General features: G+C 38.6%; 19 protein-coding genes. 4 read left to right on the forward strand and 15 right to left on the reverse strand.

The window, feature by feature from the left end:
• The first annotated feature begins 104 nt into the window (after window positions 1–104).
• Window positions 105–824 (forward strand): GntR family transcriptional regulator, encoded by a 720-nt coding sequence (locus tag RR45_RS02495; RefSeq protein ID WP_031365681.1) that lies wholly within the window; start codon window positions 105–107, stop codon window positions 822–824.
• 53 nt (window positions 825–877) lie between these two features.
• Here the strand turns inward: RR45_RS02495 and nadA are convergent, their stop codons facing one another.
• From nadA to RR45_RS02540, 9 genes are all read right to left on the reverse strand, one after another.
• Window positions 878–1,990 (reverse strand): quinolinate synthase NadA, encoded by a 1,113-nt coding sequence (gene nadA, locus RR45_RS02500; RefSeq protein WP_031365682.1) that lies wholly within the window; start codon window positions 1,988–1,990, stop codon window positions 878–880.
• A gap of 49 nt (window positions 1,991–2,039) precedes the next feature.
• Window positions 2,040–2,906, reverse strand: coding sequence for a carboxylating nicotinate-nucleotide diphosphorylase (gene nadC / locus RR45_RS02505; protein WP_031365683.1), 867 nt, complete (start codon window positions 2,904–2,906; stop codon window positions 2,040–2,042).
• Window positions 2,907–2,913: 7 nt separating this feature from the next.
• Window positions 2,914–4,407: an L-aspartate oxidase gene (gene nadB / locus RR45_RS02510; protein ID WP_031365684.1), complete on the reverse strand. Its 1,494-nt coding sequence runs from the start codon at window positions 4,405–4,407 to the stop codon at window positions 2,914–2,916.
• A gap of 175 nt (window positions 4,408–4,582) precedes the next feature.
• Window positions 4,583–5,518, reverse strand: coding sequence for a permease-like cell division protein FtsX (gene ftsX / locus RR45_RS02515; protein WP_031365685.1), 936 nt, complete (start codon window positions 5,516–5,518; stop codon window positions 4,583–4,585).
• The gene (gene ftsE / locus RR45_RS02520) at window positions 5,511–6,206 is read right to left on the reverse strand and encodes a cell division ATP-binding protein FtsE (RefSeq protein ID WP_031365686.1); all 696 of its coding nucleotides are present in this window, start codon (window positions 6,204–6,206) and stop codon (window positions 5,511–5,513) included. Before ftsE ends, ftsX begins: the two co-directional genes overlap by 8 nt.
• Before the next feature lie 74 nt (window positions 6,207–6,280).
• Window positions 6,281–7,381, reverse strand: a complete 1,101-nt coding sequence (prfB, locus tag RR45_RS02525; protein ID WP_031365687.1) for a peptide chain release factor 2 — start codon at window positions 7,379–7,381, stop codon at window positions 6,281–6,283.
• A gap of 22 nt (window positions 7,382–7,403) precedes the next feature.
• A complete protein-coding gene (gene queG / locus RR45_RS02530) occupies window positions 7,404–8,459 on the reverse strand; it encodes a tRNA epoxyqueuosine(34) reductase QueG (RefSeq protein ID WP_031365688.1) in 1,056 nt (351 codons plus the stop codon).
• Between the two features lie 14 nt (window positions 8,460–8,473).
• Entirely contained in the window at window positions 8,474–9,025 is a 552-nt protein-coding gene (locus RR45_RS02535; protein WP_031365689.1) for a dihydrofolate reductase family protein, read from the reverse strand.
• A 143-nt stretch (window positions 9,026–9,168) separates the two neighbouring features.
• Window positions 9,169–10,953, reverse strand: coding sequence for a lectin-like domain-containing protein (locus RR45_RS02540; protein ID WP_072353405.1), 1,785 nt, complete (start codon window positions 10,951–10,953; stop codon window positions 9,169–9,171).
• Between the two features lie 240 nt (window positions 10,954–11,193).
• Here RR45_RS02540 and RR45_RS02545 point away from each other — a divergent pair, with 240 nt between their 5' ends.
• Both RR45_RS02545 and ntdP read left to right on the forward strand, forming a co-directional pair.
• Window positions 11,194–12,066: a metallophosphoesterase gene (locus RR45_RS02545; RefSeq protein WP_031365691.1), complete on the forward strand. Its 873-nt coding sequence runs from the start codon at window positions 11,194–11,196 to the stop codon at window positions 12,064–12,066.
• A 65-nt stretch (window positions 12,067–12,131) separates the two neighbouring features.
• Window positions 12,132–12,659 (forward strand): nucleoside tri-diphosphate phosphatase, encoded by a 528-nt coding sequence (gene ntdP / locus RR45_RS02550; RefSeq protein WP_031365692.1) that lies wholly within the window; start codon window positions 12,132–12,134, stop codon window positions 12,657–12,659.
• 130 nt (window positions 12,660–12,789) lie between these two features.
• On the opposite strand, the gene RR45_RS02555 is transcribed toward ntdP, so the two are convergent.
• From RR45_RS02555 to RR45_RS02580, 6 genes are all read right to left on the reverse strand, one after another.
• Entirely contained in the window at window positions 12,790–13,044 is a 255-nt protein-coding gene (locus tag RR45_RS02555) for a hypothetical protein (protein ID WP_031365693.1), read from the reverse strand.
• Between the two features lie 51 nt (window positions 13,045–13,095).
• Window positions 13,096–13,704 (reverse strand): hypothetical protein, encoded by a 609-nt coding sequence (locus RR45_RS02560; protein ID WP_031365694.1) that lies wholly within the window; start codon window positions 13,702–13,704, stop codon window positions 13,096–13,098.
• A gap of 53 nt (window positions 13,705–13,757) precedes the next feature.
• The gene (locus RR45_RS02565; RefSeq protein WP_031365695.1) at window positions 13,758–14,312 is read right to left on the reverse strand and encodes a hypothetical protein; all 555 of its coding nucleotides are present in this window, start codon (window positions 14,310–14,312) and stop codon (window positions 13,758–13,760) included.
• Window positions 14,313–14,334: 22 nt separating this feature from the next.
• Window positions 14,335–16,380 (reverse strand): hypothetical protein, encoded by a 2,046-nt coding sequence (locus tag RR45_RS02570; protein ID WP_143188704.1) that lies wholly within the window; start codon window positions 16,378–16,380, stop codon window positions 14,335–14,337.
• A gap of 381 nt (window positions 16,381–16,761) precedes the next feature.
• Window positions 16,762–17,649, reverse strand: coding sequence for a fructokinase ScrK (gene scrK, locus RR45_RS02575; RefSeq protein ID WP_031365697.1), 888 nt, complete (start codon window positions 17,647–17,649; stop codon window positions 16,762–16,764).
• 124 nt (window positions 17,650–17,773) lie between these two features.
• Window positions 17,774–19,720 (reverse strand): sucrose-specific PTS transporter subunit IIBC, encoded by a 1,947-nt coding sequence (locus RR45_RS02580; RefSeq protein WP_031365698.1) that lies wholly within the window; start codon window positions 19,718–19,720, stop codon window positions 17,774–17,776.
• 207 nt (window positions 19,721–19,927) lie between these two features.
• Between RR45_RS02580 and RR45_RS02585 the strand changes: the two genes are divergently transcribed.
• Window positions 19,928–21,406 (forward strand): sucrose-6-phosphate hydrolase, encoded by a 1,479-nt coding sequence (locus RR45_RS02585; RefSeq protein WP_143188703.1) that lies wholly within the window; start codon window positions 19,928–19,930, stop codon window positions 21,404–21,406.
• Window positions 21,407–21,409: the final 3 nt, after the last annotated feature.

Consider the following 21,409-nt stretch of genomic DNA (forward strand, 5'->3'; position numbering starts at 1 on the left):
TTTTAGGGTTTTAAAACATATAAACACTAATTTAAAACTATATACTTTATTCTTAAATAAAAATGGTATAATATATCTATATAGAATAGATTCAAGGAGCAGTCATGAGAACCAACACCAAGTATATTGATATATATACGCAAATTAAATACGATATTGAGTCCGGTAAATATCCAATCAATGAGAAATTGCCCCAAGGACGCATCCTCGCAGACCAGTTTAATGTCAGTGAACTAACGATTACAAAAGCCATCAACTTATTAGTTCAAGAAGGCTATATCGTACGACGTAGAGGTTCAGGTAGTTTTGTCAAAAACTTTAGAAATTCTACCATTACTAAATTTTCACCTTTAACTGGTAGCACTGCTTTACATGAAGGAGAAGTCACCTCTACAATTATTGGTTTTTCAACTGAGGCACCTAACCAGTACATCGCTGATAAATTAAGTATTGACAAAGAAAGTTTAGTTTACAAAATCATTCGACTTCGGACCATTAAAAATGTCCCTTCCATCATCGAATATACCTGGATGCCGCTTGAGATTATACCTGGCCTGACAACCAAAGAGTTAGAAACATCAATTTATAGTTATATCCATAAAACACTCAATCTAACGATTAAAAGTGCACATATTAAAGTTGCTGGTGTTCGACCCAGTATTCTTGAAAAAGCCTATCTAAAATTAAAAGATACGGATTTTCTGATGCAAACAGAACAAATTGGTTACCTAGATGACGGCCGAATCTTCGAATTTTCAATCGCTAGCCATATTCCAAGTGAATTTGCTTTTGAAACTGTTTTAATCGCTAATGAACACGACTAATCAAAAAACTCCCTCACTTCAGCTTTGGCTCGTGTGAGGGAGTTTTTATCTATTTATTTTGCCAACATCCGCTCAAGTGCCTTGAGACTAGATATTTGTGTGGCTTCATCTACTGTTATTTGCTGAATCGTTGAGCCCTGTTCTATCTCTTCTAGTGTCCATAAAAGATGTGCTAGGCGAATGCGATTCATGGTGATGCATGAAAAGGCAGAGGCATTAATGGACCTGATGTCATGATTAGGGAAGCTTTGAATCAAGCGATTCACTAAATTGTTGTCCGTGCCAATCGCCCACTTTGTGCCTTCGGGACTAGCTGCGACTTCATCAATAATTTTTTTAGTTGAGCCGTAACTATCTGATGCTTGCACGACTTCAATCGGACATTCAGGGTGAACAATGACCTTCAAGTTGGAAATTTGACTGCGTAAGGTTTTAATTTGTTCAACGGTATATTGTTGATGCACACAACAGCGGCCTTGCCAGAGAATCACTTTAAGATTTTGAAGGTCACCCTCTGCTTCTAATCTATTTTGTTTAGGATGCCAGACAGCCATTTGCTCAAGTGGAATTCCTAATTGATAAGCAGTATTACGCCCTAAATGCTGGTCGGGTAAAAAGAGGACACGTTGATGTTTGTCAAAAACACGTTTCAAAATAGTCTCAGCATTACTAGATGTCACGATGACACCATCATGGTTACCAACGAATGCTTTAACCGCTGCTGTTGAGTTGATATAAGTAACGGGTATGACTGGTTCAGCATAGGTTGTTTCTAAGAATTGCCAAGCTTGTTCCAACTGCTCTAAATTAGCCATATCCGCCATTGAACAGCCTGCTAAAGCATCTGGTAAGTAGACCTTCTGATCAGCTGTTGTGAGCATATCAGCTGTCTCAGCCATAAAATGAACACCACAGAAAATAATGTGTTTAGCCGACTCATTAGCTGCTGCTTCTTTTGCTAATTGTAAGGAATCCCCAACATAATCTGCAAAGGGAATAATTTCATTTTTTTGGTAATGATGTGCCAAAATCAATAAATCATCACCAAATTGTCTTTTTTTCTCATAGATTTTACGAATCATTTCACCGTCTGACAGGTGTAAATAACGTTCAGGAATGATATGTTTCTTATCAAATATTGGGTTAGTTGTCTCACTAGCTGCCATGATTTCTCCTCATCTTATCTCGTCTAAGGTCAGTTATACTCACTTTTTGTCACCCAACATAAGGCAAATTTGTTTCGCCTTTTTCACCATTTTGGCTATTAAAACTAATATCAAAAGCGATAACTGAATGGGTTAATGCACCTAGCGAGAGATAATCAGCGCCTGTATGTGCGTAGTCTGCTAAATTATCGAGTGTAATGCCTCCAGAAATTTCAGTCAAAATCGTCTCAGGCACTAGCTTTGTCCAAGCAGCCACTTGTTCTGGTGTTCGATTGTCAAACATGATAATGTCAGCTTTGGCATCAATTGCTTCAAGTAATTGCGCCTCAGTTTCGATTTCGACTTCAATTTTAACCATTTGACCAATCTGCTGACGAACTTTTTCAACTGCTTTTGAAATACTCCCCGCATAAGCAATATGATTATCTTTTAGCATGACACCATCATAAAGACCACTCCGATGATTAAAGCCACCACCGATTTTTACGGCTAGTTTGTCAAAATAGCGCAAACCTGGGGCTGTTTTTCGGGTATCACAAATTTTAATCGTTGCATCATTTAATGTTTGAATCGCTGTATGGGTAAAAGTCGCAATACCACTCATGCGCTGTAAGAGATTCAAAATCACACGCTCTCCGGCTAACAGTGTTCTGATGTTACCCGTTGATCGCCCAATAATTTCACCTTTTTTAATGCTGTCACCATCAGCCACAGCAGGTATAAACGTCGCATCCTGACTGAGTAAATCATAAACTTGCTGTGCCACTTCGATTCCAGCAATGATGCCGTCTGCTTTGGCAATAAAGATGCCACTTGCTTGTTCGTGCGCATCAAATATTAAATCCGACGATAAATCGCCAGTGCCGATATCTTCAATCAAGAAAGCATTAAGTTGTTCTTTTGCTTGTAAATTCATGCGACAGTTATTCCTCCGGTAATAGATAATGTGCACCAAGACTTTTAGTCCGAGCTAGCGTTGCATTGGCAATCGTTTCTGCGACAAGACATAGGTTAGCTGTCTCAATTTGGTGACGATTTGTGCAAGTCTGGTCTATGGTATGATAGTCAAAGGTTGACAGCCAGTCTTGAAACTGACGTATGCTTTTTGGTTTTCGAATAATGCCAAGTGCATCTGATGTTCGTTTGACTAAATCAGCCCGATTTGGTAGGTGCATCTGAGTTGATGATTGTGAGACCTGCTGCATTTGCTCATTTGGAGAGCTATTCTCTTTGTCTAACAAAATGGCATCTGCCACACTTCTAGCAAAACTAAGCCCTTCTAGTAAAGAATTACTCGCCAAACGATTAGCACCATGGACGCCTGTAAAAGCGACTTCTCCTACTGCATATAAGTTGCCAAGCTTTGTGTGACCTGAAGCGTCTGTTTTGACACCACCCATCAGGAAATGCATGCCTGGTTTAATAGGAATGCGCTGACTAATTTCAAAATCAATATTATTCTGCTTCAAATAGCTTGCAATGGATGGGAATTGTTGAGAAAAATTCGTGACACGAGAGATATCCAAATAAATATGGTGTCCCGCTTGTATCTGTTCATTAACAACTCGACTGACAACATCTCGTGGTGCTAGGTCGAGTTTACTAGAGCGACCAACCATAATCGGACAATCGTTTTCATCAACTAAAATTGCACCGGCACCTCTGACAGCCTCTGAAATCAGAATCGAATGTACTTTTTCGCCACCATCTAAAAGACTAGGATGAAATTGTAAAAATTCCATATCAGACAAGTCACATCCCGCACGTAAAGCCATGGCGATACCGTCTCCAGTAATCGTCTTATCGTTACTCGTATCCTGAAACAAATGCCCAATGCCACCACTTGCTAAGACAACATCATCTGCAAGTATCGTTTGCCTTTGATTATCCGCATCAAGATAGCTTACACCACGAACTTTGCCTTCTTCTACCACAAAATCTAATGCAAAAGTGTTAGGCATCCATTTTACTGCTGACAATTGTCCATGAACAAAACACGTCAACTGATGACCTGTTTGATCCCCACCCGCATGTAAAATTCGTTTATGCGAATGTGCACCCTCAAGCCCCATATCTAATTGCCCATCGAGCGTTTGATCAAAAACCATCCCTAAATCAATCAGATCTTGAATGACTCGAGGACCTTCATGCACCATTTTCTCAACTGCTTTTTTCTGATTATGGAAAACACCGGCAGACAGTGTGTCCGCGACATGAGATGCTTCATTATCCAACTCCTGCCCCTTTTTGAGACTCTTAGCTGGCATGACAGCCGCAACACCTCCCTGAGCCAACATCGAATTACTTTCTTCTTGCTTTCCCTTACAGATTATCGTGACATCCGCTTGCCCCTCCAGATATAAGGCGACTGTTGCACCTGCAATCCCCGAGCCAATAATCACAACTTTTTTCATCATTTCTTCTTTCAATTATAAAATAATCATATACGATTAACTTTAAGTTTGTAAATTAACAAACTAACAAACTAACAATATTGCTACTATTCTACCACAAAATTCGTGTGATGAAGTATAAAACAATAAAAAAGAGCAAAAAAAAAGAGCGAATGTTCGCTCTTTTAAAGTTTGTCGTTTAAATTTTAAGAAATCGTCTCATTGAGATAATTGAACCTAGTGAACCAATCGCCACACCGACAACGATCATTAAAATAATCAACTGCGGTACAAATGTACTAGGATTTAAAAGGTATAAGCCCTGTTGCGATAATGGTTTTTGTAAGCCGACATAACCAATGCGGTAAACAACACTAATTAATACACTAGGTAGAATAGCACCAAGTAAGCCAACCCAAGCTCCTTCAAGGAAGAATGGCCAACGGATATAACCATTCTTAGCACCAACCAAACGCATGATTTGAATTTCTCGTTGACGAGACAAAATCGTAATTCGAATCGTATTAGAAATCAGAAAGACTGCGACAAACAAAAGTAGAATTGCTGCGCCAGCTCCCCAAGTTCTGATAACTTTTGATAGGCCAAAGATTTTCTTGGTATTGGTACCACCGTAGTCCGCACGGTCAACGCCATCAATTTTACTGATGTTTTTAGCAACTTCTGTTACATTTTCAGGTTTATCCGCTTCAACGATGTAAACATCATAAAGAGGATTACTGTCGCCTTTAAACATTTTCCAAGTATTACCGAGTGATTTTGTGAGTTTTTCTAACTCATTTTCTTTGCTTGAATAAGTCACCTTGGTCACGTGCGGTACTTTTTCAATCGCTTTTTCTATCTTATGATAGTCTGGATTAGCAACCATTTTTGATTTATCATTGGGGTCTGCAATTTCTTTTTCACCATCATGAACATTTAGTTTCAAAAAAGTTGAAATCCGAACATTATTTTCTAAATCAGATGCTAGTTTCGTTGTATTGAGGATAACGGCTAGGAACACGCCGACTAATACAAGGGTGATGGTAACAGATGAAACAGCAGCAACTGTCATCCAACCATTTCTGCGGAGATTTTTAATAGACTGCCACAGGTGCTTAAAAAATGTTCTAATCATCGTAGCCATATTCTCCTTCTATTTGATCTCGGACAATTCGACCATTCTCAATCGCAATAACACGATGACGCAAGGTGTTAACGATTTGTGAATTGTGGGTCGCCATTAAAATTGTTGTCCCTTGGATATTAATTTTTTCCAGAAGATTCATAATTTCCCATGAATTTTCTGGGTCTAAATTACCTGTCGGTTCATCGGCGATTAGTACTTTGGGTGCATTAGCAATTGAGCGCGCAATCGCCACACGTTGCTGCTCACCACCTGATAATTCATTCGGGAATGAGCGAACTTTGTGTTTAAGACCAACAAGGTCTAGTACTTCCATGACACGTTTCTTGATTTCTCGTGGGCGTTTACCAATAACTTCCATGGCATAAGCAATATTTTCATAGACTGTTTTATTTTGTAGTAATTTATAGTCCTGGAAAACGACACCGATAGATCGACGCAGCATTGGCACATCGCGCTTTTTAATTTTTTCAAGATTGTAGCCAGCGACGACACCCTGACCTTTATCCAACTTCACTTCACGATATAATAACCTGATGAATGTTGATTTACCAGCGCCTGAAGGTCCTACGACGTAAGCAAATTCTCCGGCCTCAATATCAACTGAAATATTTCGTAAGGCGGTCGTTCCGTTATTATATTTTTTGGTTGCATTACTTAATTTGATAATACTACTCATATTTTTAGTTTCTTTCTGTTTTTTGTCAACATATACATATTATAACAAATTACTATCTCTAAAATATTACAGCCTTACAACATTTTCCATTTGAGATAAGCATCAATAAAGCCATCTAAATCACCATCCATAACATTATCAATCTGACTTGTTTCGTATCCTGAACGTGTATCTTTGACCAATTGATAAGGCATGAAAACGTAAGAACGAATTTGTGACCCCCATGAAATATCGGCTTGATCACCTTTCAATTCATCAACTTCTGCTTGCTTTTTATCAACTTCGAGTTGGTAGAGTTTAGACTTAAGCATCTTCATTGCCAAATCTCTATTACCATACTGTGTTCTATCCATAGTAGATGAGACGACAATACCAGTCGGGATATGCGTCAAGCGAACACCTGTCGATACCTTGTTGACATTTTGTCCACCAGCACCACCAGAACGGAAAGTATCCATTTTAATATCAGCATCGCGGACATCAACTTCAATCGAATCGTCTAATTCAGGCATGACATCAACCGAAGTAAACGAAGTGTGACGTCGATTTTGTGAATCAAAAGGTGAAACACGTACCAAACGGTGAACACCTTTTTCAGAACGTAGGAAACCGTAAGCATTATTACCAGTAAATTTCAGAGTTGCTGATTTAAGACCAGCGACATCACCATCTTGGTAGTCGACCACTTCAACCTTGAAATTGTGGGCATTACCCCAACGTTCATACATCCGCATGAGCATGCTACCCCAGTCCTGAGACTCGGTACCACCTGAACCTGGATGAATCTCTAGAAGGGCATTCATGTGATCATAAGGCTGATTGAGGAGCATCTCAAGCTCATAGGCTTGCATTTTAGCACCTAATTTATCAAGCTCCACTGTCAACTCTGCTTGCATTTCCTCGTCAGCATCTTCTTCTAACATCTCCAACATCACTTCTTGATCATCAAGCATCGCTTGCATGGTCATAAAAGTGTCATATTTAGCTTTGAGCTGGTTAGATTGCTCAACGACTTTTTGTGCAGCAATGTTATCATCCCAAAAACTAGGGTCAGACATATCATTGTCAAGAAGCGCAATTTCTTCTTCAAGGCGGTCTAAATCGAGATTATCTCGAAATGACGCCATCTTATCTCTATTTTGGGCAATTTGATTGCGAATTTCACTAATTTCCATATTATATTATTCTACCACGTTCTCATCTATTTTTCAAAGATTGATGATGATTCACCTTTGATTTAATCTTGTCTAGCGCCCATTGTGCCGCCTCTTGGTGGACGGCATTGCTAGGATCTGCTGCTATTTCTTCTAATAAAGGAATAGCCGTTTTGTCATTAACATTAGCTAAAACGTAAATCGCATTACGCTGCAAAACATTTTTACCTCGCCATGAACCTGCAATTTCACTGAATTTAGCCTTAAACTCCTGATTACTCAGCTGAATAAAAGGTTGTAGCTCAGGATAAGCGAGTTCCGGATCAATGATAGTCTGAGCCTCATTCCTTATTCCCTTATTATAAGGACAAGCAATTTGACAAATATCACACCCATAAATCAAAGTCTTCATTTTGACGCGAAACTCTTCATCCAGTGGCCCTTTTTTCTGCGTCTGAAAACTCAGGCAACGCTTGGCATTCATGGTTGAATCGCCATTTAGTGCATCAGTCGGACACGACGTGATGCAATGGTCGCAATCGCCACAGCCGTAGTCAACCGGACTGTCCGGTTCAATATCGAGATTAGTGATGAGTTCTCCCAAGAACATATAGGAGCCAAATTCTTTAGAAATGACGAGGCCATTTTTACCGATGAAACCAATTCCCGCTCGTCTGGCGACAGCAGTATCCACTAAAGCGCCTGTATCGACCATAGCCTTGTGGTCAAAATCATCTGTTAATTCAGCAATTCTCTCAGATAAACAGGCCATTTTTTCTGTAAGAATGGTATGATAATCAACACCCCAGCTTGAAGAAGAAAACTTACCACGTTTATAAGATGATTTCCCTGGTAATTGTGGCAGTTTATTCGGATAGGCAATGGCAATCGAAATAATCGTTTTGGCATTATCAAGTAAGAGCTTAGGCTTGATTCGCTCTTCAATATTTTGATGTTCAAAACCTGAGTTTGTCCCTTTTTCTTGAGCCAGTCTTAATGATTTTTCCAAGTAGTCAAAATTATCAGCTGCCGTAAAGCCGATTTTTGAAATGCCAATTTCTTTGGAAATGGCAATAATTTGTTCTTTCAGATTCGTCATATTTTTATTATACCTTAATTTACTGGACTGGTAGACGATTTTTGAATTCTCTTTAAATGTAGCTCTGATAATTGACCGATTTTGTCAACTGAGACTAGTTCAAAACGTTTTAACTCCTGTTCTGTCTCCTCAAACAAACGTTTACCAGTTCCCAATACAACGGGCGCAATTTGAATCCAGAGCTCATCAATCAAATCATGTTTTAAAAGTGTCGTCACGATTTCGCCGCCACCAACAACCCAAATCGCTTGGCCAGCTTCAGCTTTTAAGCGATTAATAACAGCTACTGGGTCACCTGAAACATAATTTCCTTCTATTATATTGCCTTTTTCACTACGTGAAAAAACAATCTTTTCCTTATTAGGAAAAATGCGTTCTGCTCCCGAGAGACGTTGCGTTTCACGGTAAGTCGTATGTCCCATGACCACTGTACCAATGCGGTCTTCAAAGTCACTAATATCAAACTCCTTATCTAGAGATGTGTCAAACAACCACTGTAAATCATCAGTAGCGCTTGATAAAAAACCATCTAGACTAATGGCGCCATAAAAAAATACTTGTCGCATTGTTTTCTCCTTTAAAATAAAAGATACGCATTTATTATAACATATTCTAACAAGTCTACTCACCCTTACAAAATTAAAAAATTTCCCCAATACTGAAGAAATTTTTATTAACCTTAACTTTTTAACACTTGCACGTCAAAAAGTTATTCTTGATTTTTTCTTAATTTTAGCCATCCAGCTGTCGCCAAAAAGACAATAACACCAAGGATAGTTTCAGCTATACCATTTTTGGCACCTGTATCTGGTAGTTCTTTTTTATTTGCTTGAGCGGTGACAGGCACAGATGGCGTTTGACCTTTCTTACTAGATTCACTTGGTTGACTAGGATTATGAGGTGCCACCTTATCTTTATCCATTGGTATTTTCACCGCACTAGGTACCTTCATATAGATAACCGTTTTAACAATATCTTTCGTCTCACCACTTACCTTGTCAATGGCAGCAACTTGTGGGACATCGGGTGTATAATTTTTAAGGCTAGGTGATGTCACCTTTTCAAATGAAGTGCCACTGCTCGCCATCCAGTCACCATAAGTTTTACTACCTATCACCTGGTCAGTCGTGACTGTTCGAGTGAATGTTAAGGGTGTCGCAACATAATTATTTAAGGCTTGTTTGCCATTTTTGTATTGATAGTGAATAACTTCTTTCACTTGTTTAGTTTCGGTCGTTGCGATGGATTTATGCATCAGATGAACCTCGAAATTTTGCGGTTGATTAGTAAAAGTCACACCAGCTTTTGGATAATTATCTGAAACATACTGATAGCCCTCACTCAGAAAAGTCGCGATATCTGTCTTGGTCGTATAATTTGTAGACTCCCCAGTTGCACCTGTGATTTCTTTGTGAGTTAAAACTTGTCCTGTCGTATCATCAATATATGTAATTGTTGCAAAATCTTGATTTCGTTTATAAATGTAATTGACATCTTGAGCATTTGCTTGATATGTACCTATGTGTGCAGCGCCTGTCACGCGCTCAAAAGTATAACCTGGAATTGTCACTTGACTCGTTGTATAGAGGGTATCAATATCACCACTTGTTGTGATTGTAGCTTTAAGGGTTTGCCCATTTTCATCTAAATAATTAGCATGAACAGTTCCTTGAGCAATAGTATACTGAAAGTTTGATAACTGTAGTTGTTGTAAATTAAAATTATCACCTGTAGAGGCAGAAATTGAAAAGGCCATTGATTGATTCGTACCAATCAAGTTACTAACATCTTGCTGCCAAATCTTACCATCATAAGTCACTGTCATCATTTTTGAAGTGCCATCATAGGACATTTTAAAAGGTTTAAATTGATTATTACTAGGTTGTGATATAGGTTGTGCACTTTCTTCTAGAGTTTGTGCCACACCACTTGTGCCATTTACAAAAGCACCATAAGCCTGACCAGGTGAAAATTCACTTGGATCGGGATAGAAGTAAGGATCTCCATCATAGTTATAGTAAGTATCTAATTTGAAACCAAAAGCACCTTTAACCCCACCAATGCCAGCTGCACCCCCTTTTACACCCACAACATCTGTATTACCCGGATGAAATAAAAAGCCAACACCGTCAGCGCCACCAGACTCACTACTTTTATCGCCTAAATTAATTGAACCAGATAGTGTGAAATTCTGTGACATATCTACTTTGGTTTTCAATGTTACATTACCAGACTGATCTTTCATATTCGGTGTTAACGTTTGTACAAAATTTTGGATGTCATAATTAAAATTTGCTGCTGACCCGTTCCGTTGAAAGTAAGTCAAAAAATCTGAGGGATAAACCGTTACTGTTCTTTGTGTCACTGAATTTGAAGACAGTGTTGGTGATTTTTCTTCTTGTGCGTCTGCAGTGATGCTTGTTGTGATAAGACTTGTGTCAATACCTATTGTTGTGGCACTTAGAATCAAGACAATACCTGTTTTAAACTTCATTTTTTCCTCCTAGAATTGTTTTAATGTAATGTGTAATTTATGTCACGTAACTATCTTAATGACATATTTTAATTTAACAAAATTTATTATACTGCCATGTGATTAAAAATGCTATCTTTTTAACCTAATAAAAAGAAGAACTGTTACAGAACATTTAAAAAAAATGAAACAGATCAGTATATTTTACTCAAAATAGTAAAATATGAAAGATGCTTAAAGAGAATATGCTATACTTAGATTATGAAGAAGCTGGCTATTCTCTCTGATTTGCACTTGGATGTTAATCAGTTTGATGAAAAATATGAACAAATCTTAATTCAAACCTTGCAAGAGCAAGACATCACGGATATACATCTGGCAGGTGATATTTCAAATGACTTTGAACAGTTATCAAAGCCTTTTTTAGCACGTCTATCTCAATATTTTACTGTTTCTTATAATCTTGGTAACCATGATATGTTGGGTATGACCGAGTCGGATATTACTGCAAATGACTTTCAACTTCGGTCAATTGGTCAGAAAAAACTGCTTAGTTTTGCAGGTTGGTATGATTATTCTTTTTGTCCGGGTATCAGTGTTGAGCAAAATATGAACACTAAAAATACGTTTTGGTTTGACCGGAAAATTACACGAGATGCCGATGATATAACGGTGACTAACCGTATCTTAGCTCAATTTGACGCGGTCTTGACAAATATGACAGCGGCTGATAAAGCTGATTTAATCATCGCTATGCATTTTGTACCTGAACGCTCTTTTTTGATGACGCATCCTAAATTTGTTAAGTTCAATGCTTTTTTAGGGTCTGAGCAATTTCATTCTATTTTTGTTAAACATGGCATCAGAGAAGTTGTTTTTGGTCATAACCATCGGTCTTATGACCAAGTAATTGATAATGTTCACTATCAATCTAAACCTCTAGGATATAAACGGGAATGGTGTTTAATCAGTGATTACTTCAAATCTTATCCTGTCTATCAATCCTATAACTCTTACAATCTGCATAGGCGTTATAACCTAATCAAGAAAACAAAAGAATTCGATGCTTATCTCCTCACGCATTTTTCAGAGGAAGTGAAAAAGTCTTTGATTATTTTCAACGTTCAAATCTGACAAATGTCGGATAAAATGGTATAATTTTTGTTGAGAACTTTGAATGTTAGAAAGTTGGTAGGATGATGAAAATCCCCAAAGAAGGCGACTTTATTACGATTCAAAGCTATAAACACGACGGAAGCTTGCATCGTACTTGGCGTGATACGATGGTGCTAAAGACTAACGAAAACTCGATTATTGGTGTGAATGACCATACCCTTGTGACTGAGAGCGATGGCAGACGTTGGGTGACCCGCGAACCTGCTATTGTTTATTTCCACAAGAAGTTTTGGTTCAATATTATTGCCATGATTCGCGAAAATGGCGTCAGCTACTACTGTAACTTGGCAAGTCCTTACACGCTTGACAATGAAGCTCTTAAATATATCGACTATGACCTTGATGTCAAAGTTTTTGCTGACGGTGAGAAGAAATTGTTGGATGTCGAAGAATATGAGCGTCATAAACGTCAAATGCATTATCCAGAAGATATTGATTTTATATTAAAAGAAAATGTCAAGATTTTAGTTGACTGGATTAATGAGGGTAAGGGGCCATTTTCTAAGGAATACGTTGCCATTTGGTACGACCGTTATCACCAATTAAAATAAGCCCTCACAAAATTGAGGGCTTATTTTTTTACGACAAATTAAGAGTAGAATATTTTCAAAACATCAAAAAGCCCTTTACCACATTAAAATGGTAAGAGGCTTTTTGAATTTCAGCTCAACCGATGAAGATCTATCTTTTTGAATGAGCCTTAATTCTGGCATATCTTCTAATAATAAGAGCGACAATCAAACAAAGCGAACCTGTGAACATTACAATGCCTACTCCTCGTAAAGGAGGTAAACCATCTTTATCAGACATCATCATTTGCTTGTGTGTTGTATAATGTATTGAATTGCTACTTTTCTTTTGAGATAACTTTGCTTTATCAGTTGAAATAGTTCTATCCACCAGGCCTAATTCGCCTGATATGGTTGCTATAATCATCCTGAAATCTCCTTATGCTTGACGATACTAATGGGCAAATGCGAATAAATATTAAAACGCAATCGAATCAAATTTCAAGCTCAAAGTATAACCTAATTTCAAAGGTGCCACTGCTTTTGCAGAACCAGCATATGTGAAAGTGGCATGGTTATTCACAGCTGTGCCTGCTGTTACAGCTGTATCATTTTTCGTGTATTGGTCAACATTATTTGCCAACGTAATTAATTCATTTGTTGATGCTTGAAGTACACCTTGTTCAATCAATTTTGTACTTGTTGTTGTGACATTATTTCCTGTCACCTTCAAATTCAAGGCAAAATCATTTGGCAACGTAGGATTTGTGGTACCCGCAGCATCAGCAAAATTATTCACACTAACTTTCACAGGACGACCAGAATGATTGATGATATCATAAGTTGGCGCTTTAATTGTTGGTTCACTCACTTTATTATAAAAAATCGTGTCAGTTGGTACAGTTACGTTGATCCAATCAACGTCTGTTTCAGGAATTGTTGATCCCGGATCCGTATTATCAGCCCCTAATGTTCCGTTAACTGCAATATCTGCATCACCAGCACCAACAATATCTTGCGCCATAACCGCTTGCGCACCACCGAATACAGCTGATGAAATAAGTAAAGTTGAAAGTAGTTTTTTCATGATTTCTCCTAAATTAAAATAAAATAAAATATAACATACTCGTTTAAGTATAATTAGCCGACGATGAAACTGACACCTGCTGCCACTTCACCTTTTTTAGTTTTCGTTTTCGAATCGTATAAACTAAAACGTGCCGTTGCAGGGTGCGTCCCTTTAGTTAATGGTTTCTCTAGCGCAATATGACTCACCTCCTCTCCTGGCTCAACAGCACCAGACGTATAAATGACATCTCCAGTTTGATCATCTGTGATGACGACATTAACCGGATAAGTATTTGTCTGAGGATTTTTAATATTGAGTGTCCCTTGCTGAGACTGACTGCTAATGATAGCTTTTGAACCAATCATCATATTAAACTGACTATCATCTACCTTTTTCTGAGCAAATTTTTTGAGCTCCTTATCTGACATCTTCTTAGCATCCTTACCTCCAGGTAAAAAATCACCACTAATCACTGTCACATTTTCTTTGGGATTTTGCCCAAAGACATGGTAGAGGCTATACCCAACCCCTGCCAATAAAAGCAAGAGCAGGAAGATTAATCCCCATTTTTTTCGTCTCTTTGTTTGACTTTCTTGTGCTGTTTGTTCTATATTTTGATTTTGCATCTTCAACTCCTACTATCCTAGATTATGATACTTGCCTAATTGAAACAGCCAACTTATAATTGACATGATAAGGACCTCCGTCTGATATAGTGACCGAGTGCTCACCTTTAAAATAAAGAGATGCCTCATGGTCACTAGTCCAATACGGTTCCAACTCTATCGGTTGTCCTGTGATACTTCCTATCAATAAAGGATCCCACAATACATCACCGATATCTGTCGGATGATTAGCCAATAGTTCCAGATGAATTTGTTTTCTCTTGGGAGACTTTGCTACCAGCGATACGTCTTGATCACTACCTGAGTTAAGCGCTAAAGATTTCAAATTCATTTTAACTGGTACATTGCCATGATTAATTGCAAGATAATTTGCCAAATGATTTTCTTTTGTAATCTCACCTGCTTTTGGTGCTACAAAGTCTAAAGTATCCGGTAAACTCACCTTGGTATATGAGGGGACTAGCACGACTTGCTCGATCCAAGGACTAGACAAGGTATAGCCTGTTATATGGTTCGCATCTAATCTACTGTAAACATAATAAGTCTGTGCAGGTAAATCATGAAACTGATATATCGAGTCTTTCCCTATATCCGTTGCAATATCAACGCTTCTCGAGTCTCGGACACCATTTGCCGCTGTGGCATTATTGATACTTGTCTGTGATGACGTCGTCGTGATATTATTACCTGAATATAGCGTTCTTGTGGCTATTTTATAATTGATTTTACTGCCGGCTGCCAGGCTTTCTGGATTCCATTGCGTAATTTGAGCAGTTATCTGGCTAAGGTCATCTCCTACCGCTGGAACAGCATTGAAAGCCGTAAGTTGTGGTGCACGAGCATAAACAACCGATTCTCCACTGTTGATATTGGATGCCGTAATACTTCTACTTCCTGTCATGTTTGCTGTTAATTCTTTTTGACCACTTTTCAAATATTTAATCGGATACAGATAACCATCAGAATCTTTTCGCGTCAAACTCGGTGCAATGGACCCTAAAACTGACTTACCCGATGTTGTCGCATTAAATAAAATATAATTAGGAGAGGTTACGCTAATCGTTGGATCCTGACCAGTAAAACCATTCTTTTCTGTTGTAAAAATACCAATAGCATCTTTGGCAAAATCCATATTAATACTGCCAGTATACTTTAATGATGCCGTTTGTGTCGCATGATTGGGTCCTGAAATAGCTCTATAACTAAACTGTCCTTTTTCTTTCACATTTAAATTAAAAGAAGTGCCATCATAGGAAAGATATTGTTTACTCGTCTTAATATCGACTAGGGCATGCTTACCAACTGTCAGCGTTTGGTTAGCTGGTCCCCAAAAAAATGCTAACTCATTATAAGTATCGTGATAAATCGTTGTTTGACTATCATCATCGAAATTGATAGCTGTAAACCCTTGGGCAAATTCACCATCGTAACCACCACCAGATGTCCCAGCCTTAAAATTATTTTTGCCTTTAAAGGTTAAGGTATTGGTTTCATTGTTAGCATAAAAAGGTTGCCCACCTTTTTGAATGTCGTAATCAATATTTTCAATCACTAGATTGGTATTTCTATTATTAATGCGCATGATGCCATACCAAGTGCTGTTAGGATAGGTTGCATTACCATACTTGATATTTTTTAACGTGATCGTTAAATTATCAGCACCAGTTGAAAAATGTTCATAATCATAATAGCCGTTTGCTGGTGCACGTGTTTCTGTATAAAGTATCGCATGTCCATCACCATCTATCACAGTGTTTTTACTCACTTTTATCCCTCTGTCCGAGAAAGCGTAATAAATATCAGCGGTTAACTTAATACAAAGTGCTGACTCACCAGGTGCTATACTCTGGTTTAGAGCAGTTTTTAAGTCAGCAATCGTTGCGACCAATAATGGCGACCTCGCAGTACCCGTACCATTGGTAATATCGCGTGGTGTGACATCTGAAACTTGTTGCGGTGTTGGCGTATCATCGTTTGTTGTCGTTGATGTCTCATCTGCCCTCACAAAAATTGGGCATACAAATGCTAATAAGAAAAGCAAAGCTAATCCTCTTAGTATGTTTCGCAATTCAAAAATCCTCCGTTTTACTCTTGGGAAAAAATCAAGTCTAATGCAACTGCAATTAGGCACCACTCCTTTCAATAATGGGACTCGATTTGTTATACAGCCATTTATTTGCAGTGTTTTATTTGATTATGTGGTTATTATAGCCTATTATTTCTTAAAAGTGTTAATATTTGCTCATGAATTTTAATTAAATTACTATCTACTTTAATTAAAGTATTATCAGATTTGAATAATCTTGTTTTTTTGTATATTTTATTAAAAATAAAACATATCAAAAACCCTTTACCAATCAATAGGGTAAAGGGTTTTGAATGCTTAAATATCAGATCACCATAAGTTTTTGCCTATAGCATAGCTAAAATCATATCAGCTAACTGTTTGTCATTTTGAAGTTACTTGGTCATATACGCGTTTCGCTAATGCAAAATTTCCTACTGTTGCCGACGCATTGTTAGCAATACTTGGCACTTGTAAATAATCCGTCAACTCAGGTACTGTGACATAGTCATTTAAAAGTTCTGCAAATTGTTGACGGACACGCGCCATCATATGTTCTTGTGCCATGACGCCACCACCAAAAATGATTTTTTCAGGACGAAGTGTCAAGGTCGTAGAGACAGCAGCTTGCGCAATGTAGTAAGCTTGAATATCCCAGACATTTGAATCAAGTTCAATATTTTCACCTCTAATACCAGTTCGAGCTTCAAGTGACGGACCTGCTGCGACACCTTCTAAACAGTCACCATGATAAGGGCAGACACCAGCAAAATCTAAATCATCTGAATGACGTTTAACAAACATATGCCCCATTTCAGCATGTGAAATACCACCTATAAATTCACCATTTTGAATCGCACCCGCACCGATGCCAGTACCGATAGTAAAATAAACCAAGCTTTTAAGTGACGGTTCAAGTAACTGCTCACCATATGCTGACGAATTAACATCGGTCGTAAAGTACATCGGTAAATCAAGCTGTGCTTTCAAGAATCCAATCAAATCAAAATTAGCCCAGTGTGGTTTAGGCGTTGTCGTCACAAGTCCATAAGTTTCTGATGCCTCATCAATATCAATCGGTCCAAAGCTACCAATCGAAATCGATACAAGCGATGAACCAAACTGTTTAAAGAAATCAACTGCTTGCTGCAGAGTTTTCACTGGTTCCTCCGTTGGAAATGTCGTGCTCTCAAGAATCATAAATGCTTCATTACCAACTGCACAGACAAATTTTGTACCACCTGCTTCAATACTACCAAATAATTTACTCATTTTGACCATCATTGAGTTGCCTAACAACTCGTCCTTTCTTTTCTGAACGTATATTCCTGTAAACGTTTTCTACAATTATATCATAATTCCAAATAAATAACCGATCTAATCGGTTATTTTAACTTTATTTTGTTACAGGTGCAGTTGTATGAATAACAGCTTGACCAACTGTAACAGTTTGGTTATTAATTCCTTGAACTTCTGCAAATGACATGGTATTTGTCACAATGACCATCACTGTCGCTTCATAACCAGCGGCTTTAATTTTACTAATATCAAAAGTGCCTAGTAAATCACCTTTTTTCACGACTTGACCTTGTTTAACTTGTGTTGAGAATCCTTCACCTGCCATTTGTACTGTATCAATCCCAATATGGAGTAAAACTTCTGCGCCATTGTTCGTCAAAAGACCATAAGCGTGTTTACTGTCATTTGTGACTGTCAATGTACCATCTGCTGGAGCGTAAATTTCACCTATCGTTGGTTCAATTGCAATCCCTTTTCCCATTAATTCTGATGAGAATACTTGGTCTTTCGTTTCAGAAAGTTGGATGGCTTGACCAGCTACTGGAGCATAGAGTGCTTCATCTGAAACACCTTCAGAAGTTTTAACGCTATTAATTTCCTGAGCTGTTGTTCCTGTCGTTGTAACATTCGCAGGGACATCCATGCGTCCTCGACCGTAGACATAAGTCGCAATAAAAGCAAGGACAAAGCTGATCACAATACCGAGCATGAACATTGGAATGCTAGCTGGCTTGATGGCGATAAAACCAATGATTCCCGCAGGTCCAAGCGATACGCCACGCACGCCCGCAAATCCCATGATAGCAGAGGCAATACTGGCAGCACCAAGACCGATGAAGAATGGAAACTTAAGTTTGAGGTTGACACCAAACATTGCTGGCTCAGTAATACCAAGCATCGCTGAGAAAGCTGATGATGATGCGAGACCTTTTTGTTTTTCATTTTTCGTCAAGAAGAAGATGGCAAATGTTGCAGCACCCTGAGCAACGTTGGCTGCAGCTGCGATAGGGAAAATGAAGTCCCCTCCTGTTTTTGCAATATCAGCAAGTAGAGAAGTTTCGATTGCTGGAAATGATTGGTGTAAACCAGTCAGCACAATCGCTGAATAGCCAAGACCAAAGATACCATAACCAACCCCACCAAGGGTATCAACCAACCACACAAGACCATCAGTCATACCAGTTGAGACTGTTCGTAAGACAGGACCTACCACAGCAAAAGTCACAAAACCAGTGATAATGACGGCTAACATTGGGGTAAAAGTAAAGTCAATCGCATTTTTTAAATGTTTATGGAAGAATTTCTCAAGTGTTGCCAGAATCCAAGCCACACCAATGACTGGCAATACTTGACCTTGATAACCGGCTTGTGCGATTTGGAAACCAAAGACATCCCAGTAAGGCATTTTGTTTGTCGAAATCGCTTCTGCTACACCATAACCATTGACAAGGCTAGGCATGACTAACATCATCCCTGCTGCTGCCCCTAGATATGGATTCCCACCAAAACGTTTAGTGGCAGAAAATCCGATAAGAATTGGTAAGAAGGCAAAAGGTGCTGATGCCATGAGATTGACAATCTCAGCAAATCCCTTAATCCCCGGTACCATTTCAACAATAGATTGAGGTCCAAAGAGTCCTTGACCTGTCAAGACATTGTTCAACGCCATTAAGAGACCACCTGCTACCAAAGCAGGAATCAGTGGCACAAAAATGTCTGACAAGACTTTAATCAGCTTCATAATTGGATTTTTTTCAGTGTCGGCGACATTTTTTAGTTCATCTTTCGACACTTCCCCAACACCTGTAATGGCAACCAACTCTTTATAGACAGTATTAACATCGCCAGGACCAACAATGATTTGATACTGACCATTGGCTTCAAATGTGCCTTTCAAGTCTGCATCGTCATCAAGCGCTGCTTGATCAATCTTAGCTGTATCTTTAACAACTAAACGCAAACGTGTGGCACAGTGGGCTGCCGCGATGAGGTTATCTTCGCCAAGTGCTGCCGCAACTCGTTTTGCTACTTCTTTGTGATCCATAGGAATCCCCCTTTAAATTCTACGCATGGCCTTTTCTAGTGATTGCTATTCAAAACTATCACCTAAAAGTCAATGGTCACCTAAAATAATTTCAATACGATATCAAGTTGTCAAACGTTTGATACCGTTTACATTTTTAATTATAACTTGTTCCAAAAGTATTGTCAAGCGTTTGACATAAAAAAATTTTTGCTTTATAATTTGACTATGATGACTAAAATAGATTATACAAAACCTTGGACTTCTGCAGAGCGTTATCGCCCCTATGCAGACTACTCTGCTGATTACATAACAGCACTCACAAATGCTGTTGATAAATCAGCTTATAGAAATTCCTATCATATCCAACCTAAAATAGGACTCCTCAATGATCCTAATGGTTTCTCTTTCTTCAATGGTAAATATCATTTATTTTACCAAGTCTTTCCCTATGGTCCGGTTCACGGCCTTAAATCTTGGGCACTCATGACATCACCCGACTTGATTCATTGGACAGATGAAGGGCTTAAACTTTTTCCTGATACCATTTTTGACTCACACGGTGCTTATTCTGGATCTGCTTTGCCACTTTCTGACAAAGAACTTTTCCTATTCTACACTGGCAACACGCGTGGCGAAAATAATTCTCGGGATGCTTATCAAAATGGTGCCATTTACACACAAACAGGCAACATCCGTAAATTTGATACCCCACTCCTTAGAACACCAGAAGGCTATACTGATCATTTCCGTGACCCAATGATTTTTGACGCACATGGTCATAAATTTGCTATCATCGGCGCACAAACATCTGAAGAAAAAGGGACAGTCGTCTTAGCTCAAGCAACTAACGACAGTTTAACCGCTTGGGATTACAAAGGACAACTTCAGTTTACCCAAGAGGAAATGGGCTATATGATTGAATGCCCTAATCTCGTCTTTATTGACAAAAAACCCGTTCTCCTATTCTGCCCGCAAGGTCTTGACAAATCAATCGCTGACTACGATAATATTTTTCCGAATATGTATGTGATTGCGGATGAGTTTGATTCTGAATCTGCTACACTGACACAGGCAGGAAAACTTCATAATCTAGATGACGGCTTTGAAGTCTATGCGACGCAAGCTTTCAACGCCCCTGATGGTCGAGTACTTGCCTCTTCTTGGTTGGGCTTACCTGATCTGGATGTGCCATCACAAGCTGATGGTTGGCAGGGTATACTCAGTCTAGTTAAAGAGTTAACACTCAAAAATGGTCAACTTTACCAATATCCTGTTGTAGAGACAATATCACTACGGCACGAAAAACAAAACATTACGCTGTCAGAAGTTGCCACTACCATTGACAGTAATAGTTATGAACTTGAAATTGAACTTAGCGAAGATGAAGAAAATGAACTTTATCTATTTGCAAGTGCCGACAATTCTTCTCACGTTTCGCTCAAAATAGATGTAAAAAATGGTAAAATAGAACTTAATAGAGCAAATCTGCCTGTTAGCTGGGCTGAAAATTATGGTGTGACGCGTTCGACTTATGTCGCACCTGGCAAGATGAAACTTAATATCTTTGCGGATACATCGTCGCTTGAAATTTTTGTTAACGATGGTGAAAAGGTCATGTCTAGCCGTATTTTCACAGTGCCAGAAAACACTTATTTGTTCGCCAAAAGCAGCTTACCTGCTACTATCTGGCAACTAAAAAAATAAGGA

It is taken from the genome of Pseudolactococcus chungangensis CAU 28 = DSM 22330 (assembly GCF_002441885.1).
Lineage (GTDB): Bacteria > Bacillota > Bacilli > Lactobacillales > Streptococcaceae > Pseudolactococcus > Pseudolactococcus chungangensis.